Genomic DNA, 15,088 nt, shown 5'->3' with positions numbered 1-15,088 from the left:
TTAAAATCTAAAGTGTGAGAATGCTTTGTTTGCTTCTGCCATTTTATGAGTATCTACTCTCTTCTTAACAGCTGCACCTTCTTCTTTAGCCGCAGCTAAAATTTCTGATGCCAAACGTTGCGCCATAGATTTTTCGTTTCTTTTGCGTGCGTAGCTAATTAACCATTTCATCGCTGTAGAAACTTTACGATCTGGACGAATCTGCATTGGAATCTGGAATGTTGCACCACCAACACGACGACTACGTACTTCCACGTGTGGCATCACATTAGATAAAGCGTCTTTCCAAGTTTCTAAAGCTGTTTTTTCGTCATTATTCTTTTTCTCCTCAACAATATCAATTGCATCGTAGAATACTTTAAAAGCTACAGACTTCTTACCATCCCACATCATCATGTTAACAAAACGCGTCACTAACTGATCGTTAAATCTTGGATCTGGTAAAAGCGGTCTCTTTTTTGCTGCTCTTTTTCTCATGTCTTCTTCTTAAAGTTTTAAATTACTTTTTAGGGCGTTTTGCACCATACTTAGATCTACGTTGGGTACGACCAGCAACACCTGCTGTATCTAATGCACCACGAACGATGTGATATCTAACACCTGGCAAATCTTTTACCCTTCCACCTCTAACTAATACTATCGAGTGCTCTTGTAGATTGTGACCTTCACCGCCAATGTATGCGTTAACCTCGTTTCCGTTTGTTAAACGAACCCTTGCTACCTTACGCATTGCTGAGTTTGGTTTTTTAGGAGTCGTCGTGTAAACACGAGTACATACACCACGTCTTTGAGGACACGAATCTAAAGCAGCCGATTTACTCTTCTTAGTTATTTTGGCTCTTCCTTTTCGTACTAATTGTGAAATTGTTGGCATATATTTTTAATATAAATTTTAAAAACCCTCACTTTTGAGGGCTGCAAAGGTAGAAATATATATTTATAATTCAAACAGTTGTGAATTTATTTTTCAAAGAATTATCAGAATTCATTTTGTACATATAAGTAATGGTCTATTTTTACGTTATCTTTTCAGTTATTTCATTTTTATTTAATGTCAAGTTTTCAAGGTTTTATTTTTCTTTTTTTGTTGATTTTACCTCATCAGATTTTTAGCCAATCATTGAGCTTAAAGATTGAAGGTGAAAATGAAATAAAAACCAAAGTTATAGACTCTGTTGGCTACACAAAATCTTTCAATAATTATGTTAGCCTTGAAAACGAATTAAGCGAACTTAAAAACAAGCTTACTAGATTAGGCTATATTGACACCTCTACAGATAGCATTGTAAGAAAGGATGATACACTTTTTTATGCTCATTTATTTTTGGGAGAAAAGATTAAACGCATCAGGATTAAATATGGAAACGATTTTAACAAAGAGCTATTAAACTTTATTAATCATTATTCTAATGAAGGATATTTTGATATTGCTATTACTGAATTAGAAAACTCCTTGAATACTCTTAATTCAAAAATTGCCGAACAAGGTGACCCTTTCTCTACGCTTCAATTAATTAACATCACCAAATACAATTCAGAATTAATTTCCTCAGAACTTAAAATTGTTACTAATCAAAAAAGACGGATTGATAAAATCATAGTTAAAGGATATGAAAAGTTTCCGCAATCCTACACCAAACGTTTTTTGAAGTTAAGAACTGGTAAGACTTTCAATCTGAATGAAATTAAAAAAAAAGTTGAACTATTAGAAGATTTACGCTTTGCTAACAAAATAAAAGACCCTGAAGTTTTATTCACAAAAGACTCCACTACGTTATACCTATATATAGAAAAAGCTCGAATCAATAATTTTGATGGTTTTCTTGGATTTGGCACTAATGAAAACACCAACAAAATTGAGTTTGATGGCTACTTAGATTTGCGATTAGTTAACAATCTAAACTATGGTGAAACCATAAACCTTTTCTATAAAAGTGATGAAATTGACCAACAAACGTTTAGAATTGATACAGACTTACCATATTTGTTTGGTTCGCCTGTTGGAATACAAGCTGGCTTGAATATTTTTAGAAAAGACACTACATTTTCTAATGCTAAACAGTATGCTAAAATAAATTACCAAATAAATGCGCAGCATAGAGTAGCTGCTGGTATTTCTTCAACCAAGTCTACAAATCTTTTGGATAACGACACTTCTATTCTAAACGATTACACCGCCAATTACTACATATTAGGCTACACCTACACAAAAGCACAATTTTACGACCCGCTGTTTCCGATCAACTTTTGGTTAGATTTTTCTGCTGGTTTTGGTGACAGAAAAAATGATTTAGGAAATCAAAGTCAAACCATTTTTAGCGTAGACACGTATAAAATTTTTAATCTCAATCCCAAAAACAGTATTTATACAAGGTTGAACGGTGCTATATTAACTTCAGAAGATTATCTAGATAATGAGCTTTTTAGATTTGGCGGAATAAATTCCATTAGAGGTTTTGAAGAAAATAGTTTAGTGGCCAATCTTTATGGAGTTATCAATACCGAATACCGTTATAGATTGAGTAATGGTATTTATATACATTCGGTTTTAGATGCTGCTTATTTTGAAAATCAAATCACAAATACAAAAGAAAAACTATTTGGATTTGGATTTGGTCTAGGTCTCCATACCAACGCAGGATTATTTAGATTGAATTACTCTAGTGGTAAGTCTGAAAACAGACAATTTAGATTATCAGACTCAAAAGTTCATGTGAGTTTAACGGCCACTTTTTGATTAGTTAAAATAATCTGATACTTTTGAAAACGCTAGAAAAGAAAATTCATGATAAAAAAAATACTCTTTACATTTTTTATTGTTTCAAATTTTATGGTTGCCCAAAATACTGTTGGCACTACAAATATTACTGAAGATGTTTATGATGGTTACACATTATTTACGGTTTTCAATGAAACGTATTTAATTAATAACTGTGGCGAAGTAATCAAACAGTGGTCAAGTACCTTCCCACCTGGCAACTCTGTCTATTTATTAGAAAATGGAAATCTTTTAAGACCAGGCAGAACATCTTCAACTGATATTACTTTTGGTGGACAAGGTGGCGTTGTAGAAATATATGATTGGGATGGAAATTTGATTTGGCAATACTTCTATGATACACCTACAATGAGACAGCACCACGATGTCTATCCTTTACCTAATGGAAATGTACTGATTTTGGCTGCTACTGTGATGAGCAACAGTGAAGCCATTCAAGCTGGAAGAAATCCTGCCTTACTAACCGAAACGGATTTATATAATGAACAAATTGTTGAAGTTGCACCTGTAGGATTAAACGGCGGCAACATAGTTTGGGAATGGAATATTAAAGATCATCTTGTGCAAGATTTTGATGCTACAAAAGATAATTTTGGTGATGTAGCACTTAGCCCAAATAAACTTGATGTAAATTTCTTGAACGGTGGATCAGGAGCATCTAATTGGCTGCATATCAACTCCATTCAATACAATGAAGAAAGAGATCAAATAGTTTTGAGCTCTAGACATATGAGTGAAATTTGGATTATTGACCATTCCACCACAACAGCTGAAGCTGCTACTGGTAATGGTGGCACTTATGGTAAAGGTGGAGATCTACTTTATCGCTGGGGAAATCCTGAAGCCTACAGGCAAGGTACTTTTTCTGATCGTACTTTATTTGGACAGCACACACCTCACTTTATACCATCTGGCTTACCTAATGGCGGAAAAATCTTATTATTTAATAATGGCATTGAAAGAACCCCTTCTTACTCCCAAGTTGATATAATTTCCCCTCCCGAAATTAGTTTAGGGGTATACGATTACACACCAAATACTTCCTACCTACCAAATAGTACAGATTACACATATGATGAATTTGCTCCAGGAGGTTCAGATTTTTATACACCTATTGTAAGTAGTGCACAGCAATTACCTAATGGAAATATTCTTATATGCGAAGGTAACCAAGGGTATTTTTTTGAAATTAACTCCAACGAAGAAAAAGTATGGGAATATGTAAATCCTGTTAATAGTAATACTGGTGCTATTTCTTCACAAGGTAATCCACCACCCAATGCAAACCTTACTTTCAGAGCTGAGAAATACCCGATAACGTATGCTGCATTTGTAGGGAGGGATTTAACACCAAGTGACCCAATCGAGTTAAATCCAGATTTAACGCCATGCAATAATTTGAGTACTTCAGAATTTAAAATTCAATATATTGTTGTCTATCCGAATCCTACATCCAATTTTATCCAAATTGAATCGCTAAATGAAATTGACAAAGTTGAGTTGTATACTATTTCTGGAAGACAAATTTCTGTATCTAGAGAATCTAAAATCGATTTATCGCAACAACCAAGTGGTATTTACATCTTAAAAATACATTCTGGCAACAAAAGTATTACAAGAAAGGTTGTTAAAAATTAACGCAAACTAAATTCAATGAAACCATCCTTTCTTAGGATGGTTTTTTTATACCTTTACACCAATGAAAAATGAAACTACCATATTTGGGATTAGAGCTATCATTGAAGCTATAAAGTCTAATGAAACTATAGACAAGGTTTTTGTTCAAAAGGGATTAAAAGGAGAACTCTTCCAAGAATTAGAAGCGCTATTGCGTTCAGAAGGCATCAACTCATCTTATGTGCCCATTGAAAAATTAAACCGTCTGAGTAAAAGTGGAAATCATCAAGGTGCTGTAGCTCATATTTCGCCTATTGAATTTCATAATATTGACGATTTAGTTTTAACCGTTATAGAGTCTGGCAAAACACCCTTATTCCTGCTTTTAGATCAGCTAAGCGATGTTAGAAACTTTGGTGCTATCGTAAGAACAGCAGAATGTACAGGTGTTTCAGGAATTATTATTCAGAAAAAAGGTGGAGCTCCCATCAATGGAGATACCATCAAAACAAGTGCTGGTGCTATTTTTAAAATTCCTATTTGTAAGGTAGACCACATTAAAGACGCTGTCTTTTATATGCAATCATCTGGGATAAAAGTCATTGCAGCTTCAGAAAAAGCTAATGATTTTATTTATGATGTTTCTTTTAGTGAACCTTGTGCCATCATCATGGGATCCGAAGGAAGAGGCATCAATCCTTCAGTATTAAAGGTTGTTGATGAACAAGCAAAGCTTCCTATTTTGGGTGAGATCGAATCCCTTAATGTATCCGTAGCTTGTGGAGCTTTTTTATATGAAGCTGTACGACAACGCTCTTAAAGACTTTTATCTTTCGATTGTCTAAAAATATAATTGATTGGAGTTTCAGAATTATCTTCTGAGTCTATTTCCGTTTCCTCATCAGGTAAGGATTCTATAAAGTTACCGTTTTCATCAAAATGCTTCATAAAAGGATCGTCATCTTCATTATAGTCTGGTTGTTGCCAAACGTATCGCTCTGGTTTCGCTACGTTATTTTTAAATACTAACGCAAATAATAAACCCGTTATTAAACCACCTAAATGCCCTTCCCAAGACATACCTTGTTTTATCGGAAACACATACCAAATCATGCTTCCATACAAGAAAATTACCACTAAAGACAATGCAATTAACCTGTAGTGTTTGGCAAAAATGCCTTTAAAAAAGATAAAACTAAACAGTACATAGATTAGTCCACTAGCGCCTATATGATTTCCAGAACTCCCAATAAGCCAAGTTAACAATCCAGAGAACAGTATACCAAAACCTATAACCTTCCATGCAACTCTATTATAAAAATAGAACAACGCAAGCGATAGGATTAATAAAGGAAACGAGTTATTATATAAGTGATTTAAATCACCATGCAAAAAAGGACTCGTAACAATACCCAACAAACCCTCTAATCTATGTGGTCTTATACCATATGATTTAATGCCATAGTTTATCGTTGTCTGATACCAAAACACCAACCAGACAGAGAGTAACATCAAAACTGGGAAAATGATGACACTATTTGAAAATTTAAATTGTTGTTTGGACATTGAACTATTTTCTAAACTGTCTTCAAATTTATAACCAAAATATAATTGTATGAAATATTGTCACAATCACTTTCTTTATGTTCTCATTTTGTAATTTTGATTTATGAATATTCCATTAGCAGAACGTCTTAGACCTAAAACCTTAAATGACTATCTAAGCCAACAACATTTGGTAGGCAAAGACGGTATGCTGTATCATCAAATTAAAAGTGGTATTATACCTTCTCTTATACTTTGGGGACCTCCTGGAATTGGAAAAACCACATTAGCAAATATCATAGCTAATGAGTCAGCACGTCCGTTTTTTAAGCTAAGTGCCATAAATTCTGGTGTTAAAGACATTAGAGACGTTATTGACAAGGCAAAAAAAAGTGGAGGACTCTTTACAGCTAAAAATCCTATTTTGTTTATTGATGAAATTCATCGTTTTAGCAAATCGCAACAAGATTCGCTTTTAGAAGCTGTGGAAAAAGGTTGGGTAACCTTAATTGGCGCCACTACTGAAAATCCAAGTTTCGAAGTGATATCGGCATTGCTTTCGCGTTGTCAGGTTTATACTTTAAACGCTTTTATCAAAGCCGATTTAGAAGCGTTGCTTAAACGTGCCATGTCTGAAGATGAAGTGCTATCTAAATTAAAGATTGAATTAAAAGAAACAGAAGCACTACTACGATTTTCTGGTGGCGATGCAAGAAAGCTACTTAATATTTTTGAATTATTGGTAACGTCTTTTGAAAACCAACCAATTGTTATTACCAATGATCTCGTTACAAAACAAGTGCAAAGTAAAGCTGCTCGTTATGACAAAACTGGAGAACAGCATTACGATATCATTTCGGCATTTATTAAATCTATAAGAGGTAGCGACCCTAATGCTGCTGTTTACTATTTAGCTCGAATGATTGAAGGTGGTGAAGATGTAAAATTTATAGCTAGACGTTTGCTTATCTTAGCAAGTGAAGATATTGGCAATGCAAACCCAACGGCTTTAGTTATTGCTAATAACACATTTCAAGCAGTTTCTGTTATTGGTAATCCTGAGTCTCGTATTATTTTAAGTCAATGCGCTACCTATTTAGCGAGCTCTCCAAAAAGCAATGCGGCCTATAATGCCATTAATAAAGCACAACAACTCGTTAAGGAAACAGGCGACTTATCTGTACCTTTATCCATTAGAAATGCTCCTACCAAATTGATGAAGGAACTTGGCTATGGTGATGACTACAAATATGCACACCACTATGAGAACAATTTTGCTGAGCATGAGTTTCTTCCTGAAGACATTAAGAACACTAAGCTCTACGATCCAGGAAATAATACACGCGAAAATGCACAACGTCAATTTTTAAAATCACGTTGGAAAGAGAAATATGGCTATTAAAACTCTATCGTGATAGTATAGGTATTTAATCCTGTGCTAGTAGTTTCGCAAAAAATCCATTTTTCATTTTCTGAATAGACTATAGCGTCTTTACCTTTAACAACAAACAACTTTTGTTTTGTTGTTTTTAACAAAACCATGACTGCATTAGATGTATTGTCAATCAATTGATATCCATTTTCTATCTCTCGCGCATAAAATAAGTTATCAGTATTTCCTGATAGTCCATTTTTTTTAGATTTATAGCTTTCTTTAGTCTTTAAATCAGTGCTTAATTCTGAATCAGTCAATGATTCATTGTCTTCGTGTGATGTATCTTTAATTTTATCTTCATTTAGTACTTTATCTGAGGCTATTGGTTCCTCAGTAATAGCAATAACATTATTATTCTGCTCAACACCCATCTCAATTTCCTCTATCTCAGGTTCATATTTATAATTTAAACTTTTTATGGAGTTAAACGCTTCTCGTAATGCTTCGTGATACCGTTTTTCATGGTTATTTTCACCAGATTCACCAACACCAGATTCAAAAATGATATTATCCTTGCAATCTTTGAGTAGAATTTTCAATCTCGTCATTCTAAAACCTTCTTTTAGCTCAATAATTTCGGCATAACATGCTAAACAGCGATCCTTAAATAAATCATCAGGAAGTTCCTCACCTTCATAATAGGTCGTAAATCCCTCTTTATTGAATAAATGGCGTGTTAACGTACTTAACTTTAGCGGATTTTTGCCCTTCTTAAATTCAAATTGAACTGGTACTATCAAATACTTGTATTTATTAATATCATTTTGTGCCATGCCCGTAAGTCCAATACATAAAAAAAGGATCAGAATAATTAGTCTCTTATTCATAATAATTTTAAAGATAATTTTTGATTGATATTAAATTTGTCACTCTTTTATATTCATTAGAATTATTTAGGTTTCTGTAATCAAAATAAATGGTTTCCATTCCAACATTATGAGCTCCTTCTATATCGGCTTCAAGACTATCACCAATCATTACACTATCCGTTGGACTGGCATTTGCAATGTCTAATGCAAAATTAAAAATTCTAGGATTAGGCTTCTTTACACCAACCATTTCAGAGTTTGTAACGGTTATAAAATAATCTCTAATGTTGGCGTTATGCATCTTACGCTCCTGAGCTTCTTCAAAACCATTAGTTATAATGTGCAAATGATACTTGTTTCTCAAATAGTTCAGTATATCCAATGCACCATCAAATAAATGATTGAAAGTCGTGAGATAATCTATATACGCAACAGATAAATGATTTATCATATCATCCTCTACTTCTCTACCTATTGCTTTAAAAGCATCCTTCAACCGACCATATCGTAATGCTGGCTTGGTAACTTTTTCTTCTCTGTAGAGTTTCCAATACTTTAAGTTTATAGGCTCGTAAACTTCAAGAAATGCTGAAAGGTCAACATCCAAGCTGTTGAGTTTAAAAATCTTTTCGAATGTTAGTCCAGAATTTTTATCAAAATCCCAAAGGGTATGATCTAAGTCAAAAAAAACATGCTTTATTTTATTCCTCATCAGCAGATTCTAATATTAAAGAAAAAAGTGATCTGAAACCATTCCAGCGCTCTAAGTTGCTAAATGTATAATTATGAAACACAGGTGTAAATGTACCGTTAACATCTTTAACTTCTTTGATAAGCTTTTGCAAATGTTCTTTTTTATCTAACTCAGATTGATATTTTAACAAAGCGAAATCTAAGCAATGATAAGGATTGATTTTCAAAGGTGTTTCTACCTCAAAATCAATATCATAATACTGAAAAGGTGTACATGTGCCTGCTCTAAAACCAAGGGTATCAATATAACCCATCGTGTAGTCCTGATGAATTTCTAATTCAATTAAATTTCTGTAAGATTGCGGAAGATTGAGCTTAGAAAATGAATGCCTAACTGCTTGTAGGTCTCTATTGATTACAGCTTCCATTTTTAGCTTTTCTTTCTTTAGAATAGTAATATCCTCTAACGAAAAATATGATGCTTTAATTCCTACATCACAATAATCTGCAACCGATTTTATCAATGAAACGAATTCTTTTTTATTAACACTTATGTTTTTATCATAAGTGGAATAATCCCCAATTAAAAACAAAACCATAAACTTAAAATCGGACTGCTTTTGCTTAGTTATAATCCACTTAAAAGTATCATAAGGGTCGCGCTTAAAACCCATAAGCACCAAGTAGCGTTGGTACAATTGTTTAAATCTGAACTTCCCTATATCTTTCAACGTGCCTCCAATGGTACGCAATAATCCTTTTTTTCTATAATAATAAGCCATCGGCACATCTATTACTGGCTTAATTTTATATGTTCTCTCAGGAAAATTAAATTCTGGGAAATGTTCTAAAAGAACATCTCTAAATTTATAAGCCCAAATATCCACAATTGGCTGATTTAAAAAACGATGTTTATATGCTATACTTTCCTTTGCCATAAAACGGCCAAAATCGTCCTTAACATGTGGCAAATACTCTTCGTATCGACTCAATAAATAAAATGAAGCTGCAAAAATATCAAATGGTAAATCACTACGCTCACCAGTTGAAAAAATGCCTTTGGTATTTTCCCATTGATGTATGGTTATATCTAAATCTGATATACCGCTCTCAAATAACAAATTATGACTACGCACAAATAATTCATTACTCAAAGGCTGCTTAGCGTAAGACATTTTAAGGCTATCGTGCGCAATAAAATCTTCTACCTTTGATGTAAACTTCACTTCTAAACCTAAAATTCGTTTACAAATGTGCTTAAAAGTAAACTTTAATCGAGGTGTAATCTTATGTGTATAAACTAATAGCATATTTTAAGCTTGTAGTATTCAGTAGCAGTGAGAAATCTTAAATTAAAGAATACTTTCATCTGCAAAACTAAAATAGGTTTTCTCAGTAATGATTAAATGGTCCAAGACTTTTATGTCTAAGCTTTGGGCAGCATTTTTTAATTTCTGAGTTATATCCTTATCCGCCTGGCTTGGTTTTAAAGTACCCGAGGGATGATTATGACACAAAATTAATGACGTGGCGCCTACTTCTAAAGCAGATTTAAGCACCAAACGTACATCAACCAAAGTACCAGTAATACCACCCTTACTCAATTGATTTTTCTGAATGACTTTATTGGAATTATTGAGATATAAAATCCAGAATTCTTCATGAGGCAATTCCCCAAGTACGGGCTGCATTACATCAAATACGGAGCGACTAGAGGTTATTTTATCCAATTGCACAGCATCTTCTAATCGTCGTCTCCTTCCTAATTCCATAGCAGCCACAATGGTTATGGCTTTGGCTTCACCAATACCTTTAAATTCCATTAATTGATTTATGGACAATTTTCCCAAAGCATTAAGATTATGATCTACACTTGCTAAAATTCGCTTACACAAATCAACAGCGCTTTCTTCTCTGCTCCCAGATCCTATAAGTATAGCGACAAGCTCTGCATCACTTAAAACAGTCTTTCCTTTGTCTCTTAATTTTTCTCTGGGTTGGTCGTCTTGCGACCAATTCTTTATGGAGAACGATTTTGAATTTTCCGACATGCTCTAAAGATAAAAAATTGTAACTTGAAGCGTCTAAATTTTTCAATTAAAATGAATGGCTATGAAATCTATTTTTGAAGAAAGCGCTTATGATGAAATTAAAAAGCGATTAGAAAATTTAAACGAAGATGCCGAAGCAAATTGGGGTAAAATGAATGTTGGGCAAATGGTATGGCATTGCCAAGGTCCTCTGAATATTATTTTAGAAAAAGAAGACTATGGCTTGAAACCTAGCTGGCTTGCAAAAGTATTTTTCAAAAAATCCTTGTACAACGATAAACCCTGGAAAAAAGGGCTGCCAACTGCTAAGTTTCTAAAAACTAAAGACAATAAAGACTTCAATACTGAAAAAGCTAAACTTGAGGCATTAATTGAAGAAACCTACGCGCATAAAGATAAGACCGAATGGAATACACATCCTGCATTTGGCTATTTTACCGCACAACAATGGGGACAAATGCAATACAAACATTTAGACCATCATTTTAGACAGTTTGGCGTTTAACTTACGCCTTAGTAAACAAAATTCAAGACTTATTACAATATACCAAGAGCTACTGTTATAAGTTCAGCATGAAAAAATATGAAGTACCCACCTAAGCATCACCAAGACTCAGACCTTAACCACATAATAGAGGTTATAAAAACCTATCCTTTGGCAACTATTATTTCAGTAAAGGATAACGTACCTCATATTACACATTTACCTTTGGTTTATGAAAAAGGAAAACTTATTGGACATATTGACATTTACAATCCGCAAACCGAATTGCTAAAAAATAATAACGACATTACTGTTCTCTTTTACGGACCGCAATGTTACATTTCCCCTAGTGTTTACAATAGTACTCAGTTACCAACTTACAACTATATACGTGTTCATCTGAAAGGAACTGTAGAAGCTATTGAAAACAGGGAAGCCTTAAAGCAATCACTAATCATGATGACCGAGTTTCTAGAGGCGCCAAATCCTAAATATACTTTAGAACCCAATAATCCGCGTTTAGAGGCGAACCTTGATTACATCAAAATGTTTGAGATTAATATCACCCAATGGGAAGGAAAATTCAAACTGTCTCAAGACAAGAAGCCAAAAGATACTGAAGCTGCACGAAAGGAATTAATCAAAAGAAGTCAAGAAAGTATTAAACAATTTCTAGATAAAGTATTCTGAAAATCAGTAACTTTAAAAGGAATTTTTTAATCTACTCCCATGAAAGACATAAAGAAAGAAGATATCAAACAAGAAGTGTTTGACCTTTACGATGACTACGCACACAATAAACTCAATAGACGTCAATTTGTAGAAAAACTATCCTTATATGCTGTTGGTGGTTTAACCGTTTCATCGCTATTAAGCTTTATGTCCCCAAATTATGTCGATACACTATTGGTAAAACCAGATGATCCAACTTTAGATTCCAAATATATTGAATACGAATCTCCAAAAGGTGGAGGGACTATTAAAGGATTATTATCCAAACCGAAGGAAATAAATAAAAAATTACCAGGTGTTGTGGTTGTTCATGAAAACAGAGGACTCAATCCGTATGTAGAGGATGTAGGTAGACGCACAGCTAAGGCCGACTTTATATCATTAGCTCCAGATGCACTTTCACCTTTAGGCGGTTACCCTGGCAATGATGATGATGGAAGAGAAATGCAGAAAAAACGAGATCGCAACGACATGCTAGAAGATTTTATAGCAGCTTACCACTACCTTAAAAATCATGAAGATTGCAATGGTAAAGTTGGTGTTGTCGGCTTTTGCTTTGGAGGGTGGATCTCTAATATGATGGCTGTAAAATTACCCGAGCTAGGAGCTGCAGTACCTTATTATGGGAGACAGCCTGAAGCTGAAGATGCTAAAAAAATTAAAACACCCCTTTTGCTACAATATGCTGAGCTGGACACAAGGGTCAATGCTGGCTGGCCGGATTTTGAAAAGATTTTAAAGGAAAATAATATCGATTACCAAGCATACATTTATCCAGGTGTTAACCATGGTTTCCATAACAATACTACACCGCGTTATGACAAGGAGGCTGCACAATTATCCTGGGATCGTACCATATCGTTTTTCAACAAGTATTTAAGGTAAGTTTTTGTTGTTTTATTTTACTCTACCTCGTTATACCAAATGACAAAAACAACCTGTAAGGTTTCATAGTCAAGGCAACTAATGTATCTTTGTGAGTCTATAGATTTATAACCTCACAAAAGATTTTTTAAATGCTGAATTACATCAAAGATGTTATTAAAAATATGCCTAGTGATTGGCTAAACTTAACCACGCATCGACTAGATATTTATAACGAAAAGCTGGCTAAAATACAGTTTACAGAACAATTTGAAAATCTATATACAAGCAAGGATTCTAGCAAAAATGCTTTAAGCCAGTTACCTACAGCTTACGATTATATTAGGCTTGGACATCCATTATCTTCTGTATTAGAATGGGTGATTGCAAAGTTAAACGGATTACCAACCGAAAATGTAATTAGTTTTTCTTCAGAAAGCATGCCAATACTGGCCATTTTACGCACCAACGCCTTAGAACATAGAGCAACTAGAATCCTTTATACCGAACGTTTACCGAAATCCTTTAACCGAGACCTTTTAAAATCGGTTTATGGTTATCAATTGGAAATTCAACAAATTGATAATTTAAAAAACGTCAAAGCTTTTAATGGTTCTACAATTTTAGTCTCCAAGCATCAAACTGTTGCTGCTAATCTTCAAAATGATGCAATTGATTTTTATGTTAATCTTTATGAAGATTTAGGCAGTGTATTGTTAATTTCTGGTAAAACAAAAACGAGTTTTATTTCAGACATTCAGCATGTAAGACGTCGCGAGACTATTGCTATGACACCTGCTAATTGTTTGGTTGCTTTAAACGCCTATACCAATGAAACTACTTTTTCACCACAGCTATTAGATACAGCTACTCACAAAGCCAGGGTTAAATCTATTATTAATGACATTAATGCGACTTCTGGCGAGGCTTTAGTGGCTTCTAGCGGTTTATCTATGCAGTATGCCATTATGATGGGATTGATAGACAACGCTCAAAAAGAGCATTCTGGCAAAGCCATAAAATTTGTAGTGCCACCAAACTGTTATGGTGGTACTAATGATCAGGCTAGACGCGTTGCCGCATGCCTCGACCATGTTGCGATTATGGATTTGCAAGTGGATGGTGAAAATGATATGGTAACCAGTTTAGAAACGGTTTTGCACAAGGTAGCACAAGAGGATGCCGTGCCATACATCATTGCGGAGATTCCCACCAATCCTCGTGTTGAAGTACCTAATCTAGATCATCTTAAGGCTGTACTTACAAAAAAACGACAAACCATTAATGGACAAACCGCAATCGCACCTGTCTTTATTTTAGACCAAACATTTTGTCCTAATGTGCAGTTTTTAGCCGATGACGGTATACTTTCCAACGTAAAAACCATCGCTTACGTGAGTGGCTCTAAATTTCCAAGTGGCGGAAAATGTACTGCTGGTTACGCTGTAGCCAATGCAAAAGCAGAGCATTTAATGCAACCAATAGCAAAACATTTAGAGCTTTGTGATAACGAAGCCACAGGTTTGCAATACCAAATTTTGGCTACTCAAATGCCAACGATGTTAATGCGTATTGCAGATGCTTATAAAAACACAAGAGCCTTTGTAAATTACATTCACGAGGCATTACCAGATGCTAAAATTAACTTTGTTTCAGAAGAACTAGCCGCTGAAGGCTTTACACCATCGGTTTTTTCGTTAGACTTACCAACAAAAGGTAATACAGATGAAGAACGCGAAGCGTATAAACGTGCTTTAAATCTCAGATTAATCAATTTGATGATTACTGAAATTCCTACCGAAAGTAAATACTGTGTTAGTTATGGCCAACTAAAAGGATGTTATTGGACCATTCCTGCTACTTCAACACAAGGTACTACCAAGGAAGGAGACAAAGACTATATTGCCAGAGTTGCGGTTTCACCAGATTTAGACTTGGAAAAGCATAAAGCTGTGTTTTTGCAGTTTGTGGAGAGTTTGTAGTTTGACTTTCTCAAAAATTTAGCCGAACTTCGCTATCGTCTGATATAAAAACCTGTACTGAGCGTGGTCGAAGTATTGAAACAGACTCATATTATGA

General features: G+C 34.4%; 15 protein-coding genes. 8 read left to right on the top strand and 7 right to left on the bottom strand.

Annotation, left to right across the window (positions count from 1 at the left end; genetic code table 11):
* Both rpsG and rpsL read right to left on the bottom strand, forming a co-directional pair.
* Entirely contained in the window at positions 1–477 is a 477-nt protein-coding gene (gene rpsG / locus ACPX19_RS08100; protein WP_426429504.1) for a 30S ribosomal protein S7, read from the bottom strand.
* 22 nt (positions 478–499) lie between these two features.
* Positions 500–874: a 30S ribosomal protein S12 gene (rpsL, locus tag ACPX19_RS08095; protein ID WP_008269190.1), complete on the bottom strand. Its 375-nt coding sequence runs from the start codon at positions 872–874 to the stop codon at positions 500–502.
* Positions 875–1,120: 246 nt separating this feature from the next.
* On the opposite strand from rpsL, the gene ACPX19_RS08090 reads away from it, so the two are divergent.
* The 3 genes from ACPX19_RS08090 to rlmB all read left to right on the top strand — a co-directional run bounded on the left by ACPX19_RS08090 (position 1,121) and on the right by rlmB (position 5,216).
* Positions 1,121–2,737 carry a POTRA domain-containing protein gene (locus tag ACPX19_RS08090; RefSeq protein WP_426429503.1) on the top strand — a complete coding sequence of 539 codons (1,617 nt, stop codon included), beginning with the start codon at positions 1,121–1,123 and terminating at the stop codon, positions 2,735–2,737.
* A gap of 48 nt (positions 2,738–2,785) precedes the next feature.
* Entirely contained in the window at positions 2,786–4,417 is a 1,632-nt protein-coding gene (locus tag ACPX19_RS08085; RefSeq protein WP_426429502.1) for an aryl-sulfate sulfotransferase, read from the top strand.
* A gap of 61 nt (positions 4,418–4,478) precedes the next feature.
* The gene (gene rlmB, locus ACPX19_RS08080) at positions 4,479–5,216 is read left to right on the top strand and encodes a 23S rRNA (guanosine(2251)-2'-O)-methyltransferase RlmB (protein WP_426429501.1); all 738 of its coding nucleotides are present in this window, start codon (positions 4,479–4,481) and stop codon (positions 5,214–5,216) included.
* On the opposite strand, the gene ACPX19_RS08075 is transcribed toward rlmB, so the two are convergent.
* Entirely contained in the window at positions 5,213–5,962 is a 750-nt protein-coding gene (locus ACPX19_RS08075; protein ID WP_426429500.1) for a rhomboid family intramembrane serine protease, read from the bottom strand. The genes rlmB and ACPX19_RS08075 overlap by 4 nt on opposite strands.
* A 103-nt stretch (positions 5,963–6,065) precedes the next feature.
* Between ACPX19_RS08075 and ACPX19_RS08070 the strand changes: the two genes are divergently transcribed.
* Positions 6,066–7,343, top strand: coding sequence for a replication-associated recombination protein A (locus ACPX19_RS08070; protein WP_426429499.1), 1,278 nt, complete (start codon positions 6,066–6,068; stop codon positions 7,341–7,343).
* Here the strand turns inward: ACPX19_RS08070 and ACPX19_RS08065 are convergent.
* Genes ACPX19_RS08065 through radC form a run of 4 tightly spaced genes read right to left on the bottom strand, consistent with a single transcriptional unit; the run spans position 7,340 to position 10,929 of the window.
* Entirely contained in the window at positions 7,340–8,203 is an 864-nt protein-coding gene (locus ACPX19_RS08065; RefSeq protein WP_426429498.1) for a hypothetical protein, read from the bottom strand. The two genes, ACPX19_RS08070 and ACPX19_RS08065, sit on opposite strands and share 4 nt — an antisense overlap.
* A gap of 7 nt (positions 8,204–8,210) precedes the next feature.
* Positions 8,211–8,897: a YjjG family noncanonical pyrimidine nucleotidase gene (locus ACPX19_RS08060; protein ID WP_426429497.1), complete on the bottom strand. Its 687-nt coding sequence runs from the start codon at positions 8,895–8,897 to the stop codon at positions 8,211–8,213.
* A complete protein-coding gene (locus ACPX19_RS08055) occupies positions 8,887–10,188 on the bottom strand; it encodes a polysaccharide deacetylase family protein (protein WP_426429496.1) in 1,302 nt (433 codons plus the stop codon). The genes ACPX19_RS08060 and ACPX19_RS08055 overlap by 11 nt, the downstream gene beginning before the upstream one ends.
* A 42-nt stretch (positions 10,189–10,230) precedes the next feature.
* Entirely contained in the window at positions 10,231–10,929 is a 699-nt protein-coding gene (gene radC, locus ACPX19_RS08050) for a RadC family protein (RefSeq protein WP_426429495.1), read from the bottom strand.
* 61 nt (positions 10,930–10,990) lie between these two features.
* Here radC and ACPX19_RS08045 point away from each other — a divergent pair, with 61 nt between their 5' ends.
* The 4 genes from ACPX19_RS08045 (at position 10,991) to ACPX19_RS08030 (ending at position 14,991) form a co-directional block, all read left to right on the top strand.
* Positions 10,991–11,434, top strand: coding sequence for a DUF1569 domain-containing protein (locus tag ACPX19_RS08045; protein WP_426429494.1), 444 nt, complete (start codon positions 10,991–10,993; stop codon positions 11,432–11,434).
* 78 nt (positions 11,435–11,512) lie between these two features.
* The gene (locus ACPX19_RS08040) at positions 11,513–12,103 is read left to right on the top strand and encodes an FMN-binding negative transcriptional regulator (RefSeq protein ID WP_426429493.1); all 591 of its coding nucleotides are present in this window, start codon (positions 11,513–11,515) and stop codon (positions 12,101–12,103) included.
* 39 nt (positions 12,104–12,142) lie between these two features.
* A complete protein-coding gene (locus tag ACPX19_RS08035; protein ID WP_426429492.1) occupies positions 12,143–13,030 on the top strand; it encodes a dienelactone hydrolase family protein in 888 nt (295 codons plus the stop codon).
* Between the two features lie 131 nt (positions 13,031–13,161).
* The gene (locus tag ACPX19_RS08030) at positions 13,162–14,991 is read left to right on the top strand and encodes a cystathionine beta-synthase (protein WP_426429491.1); all 1,830 of its coding nucleotides are present in this window, start codon (positions 13,162–13,164) and stop codon (positions 14,989–14,991) included.
* Positions 14,992–15,088: the final 97 nt, after the last annotated feature.

The organism is Winogradskyella sp. HB-48, assembly GCF_049942685.1.
Classification (GTDB): Bacteria; Bacteroidota; Bacteroidia; order Flavobacteriales; family Flavobacteriaceae; genus Winogradskyella.
Note: the sequence above shows the minus strand (reverse complement) of the source record. Positions and strands in the feature narration are given on the sequence as shown.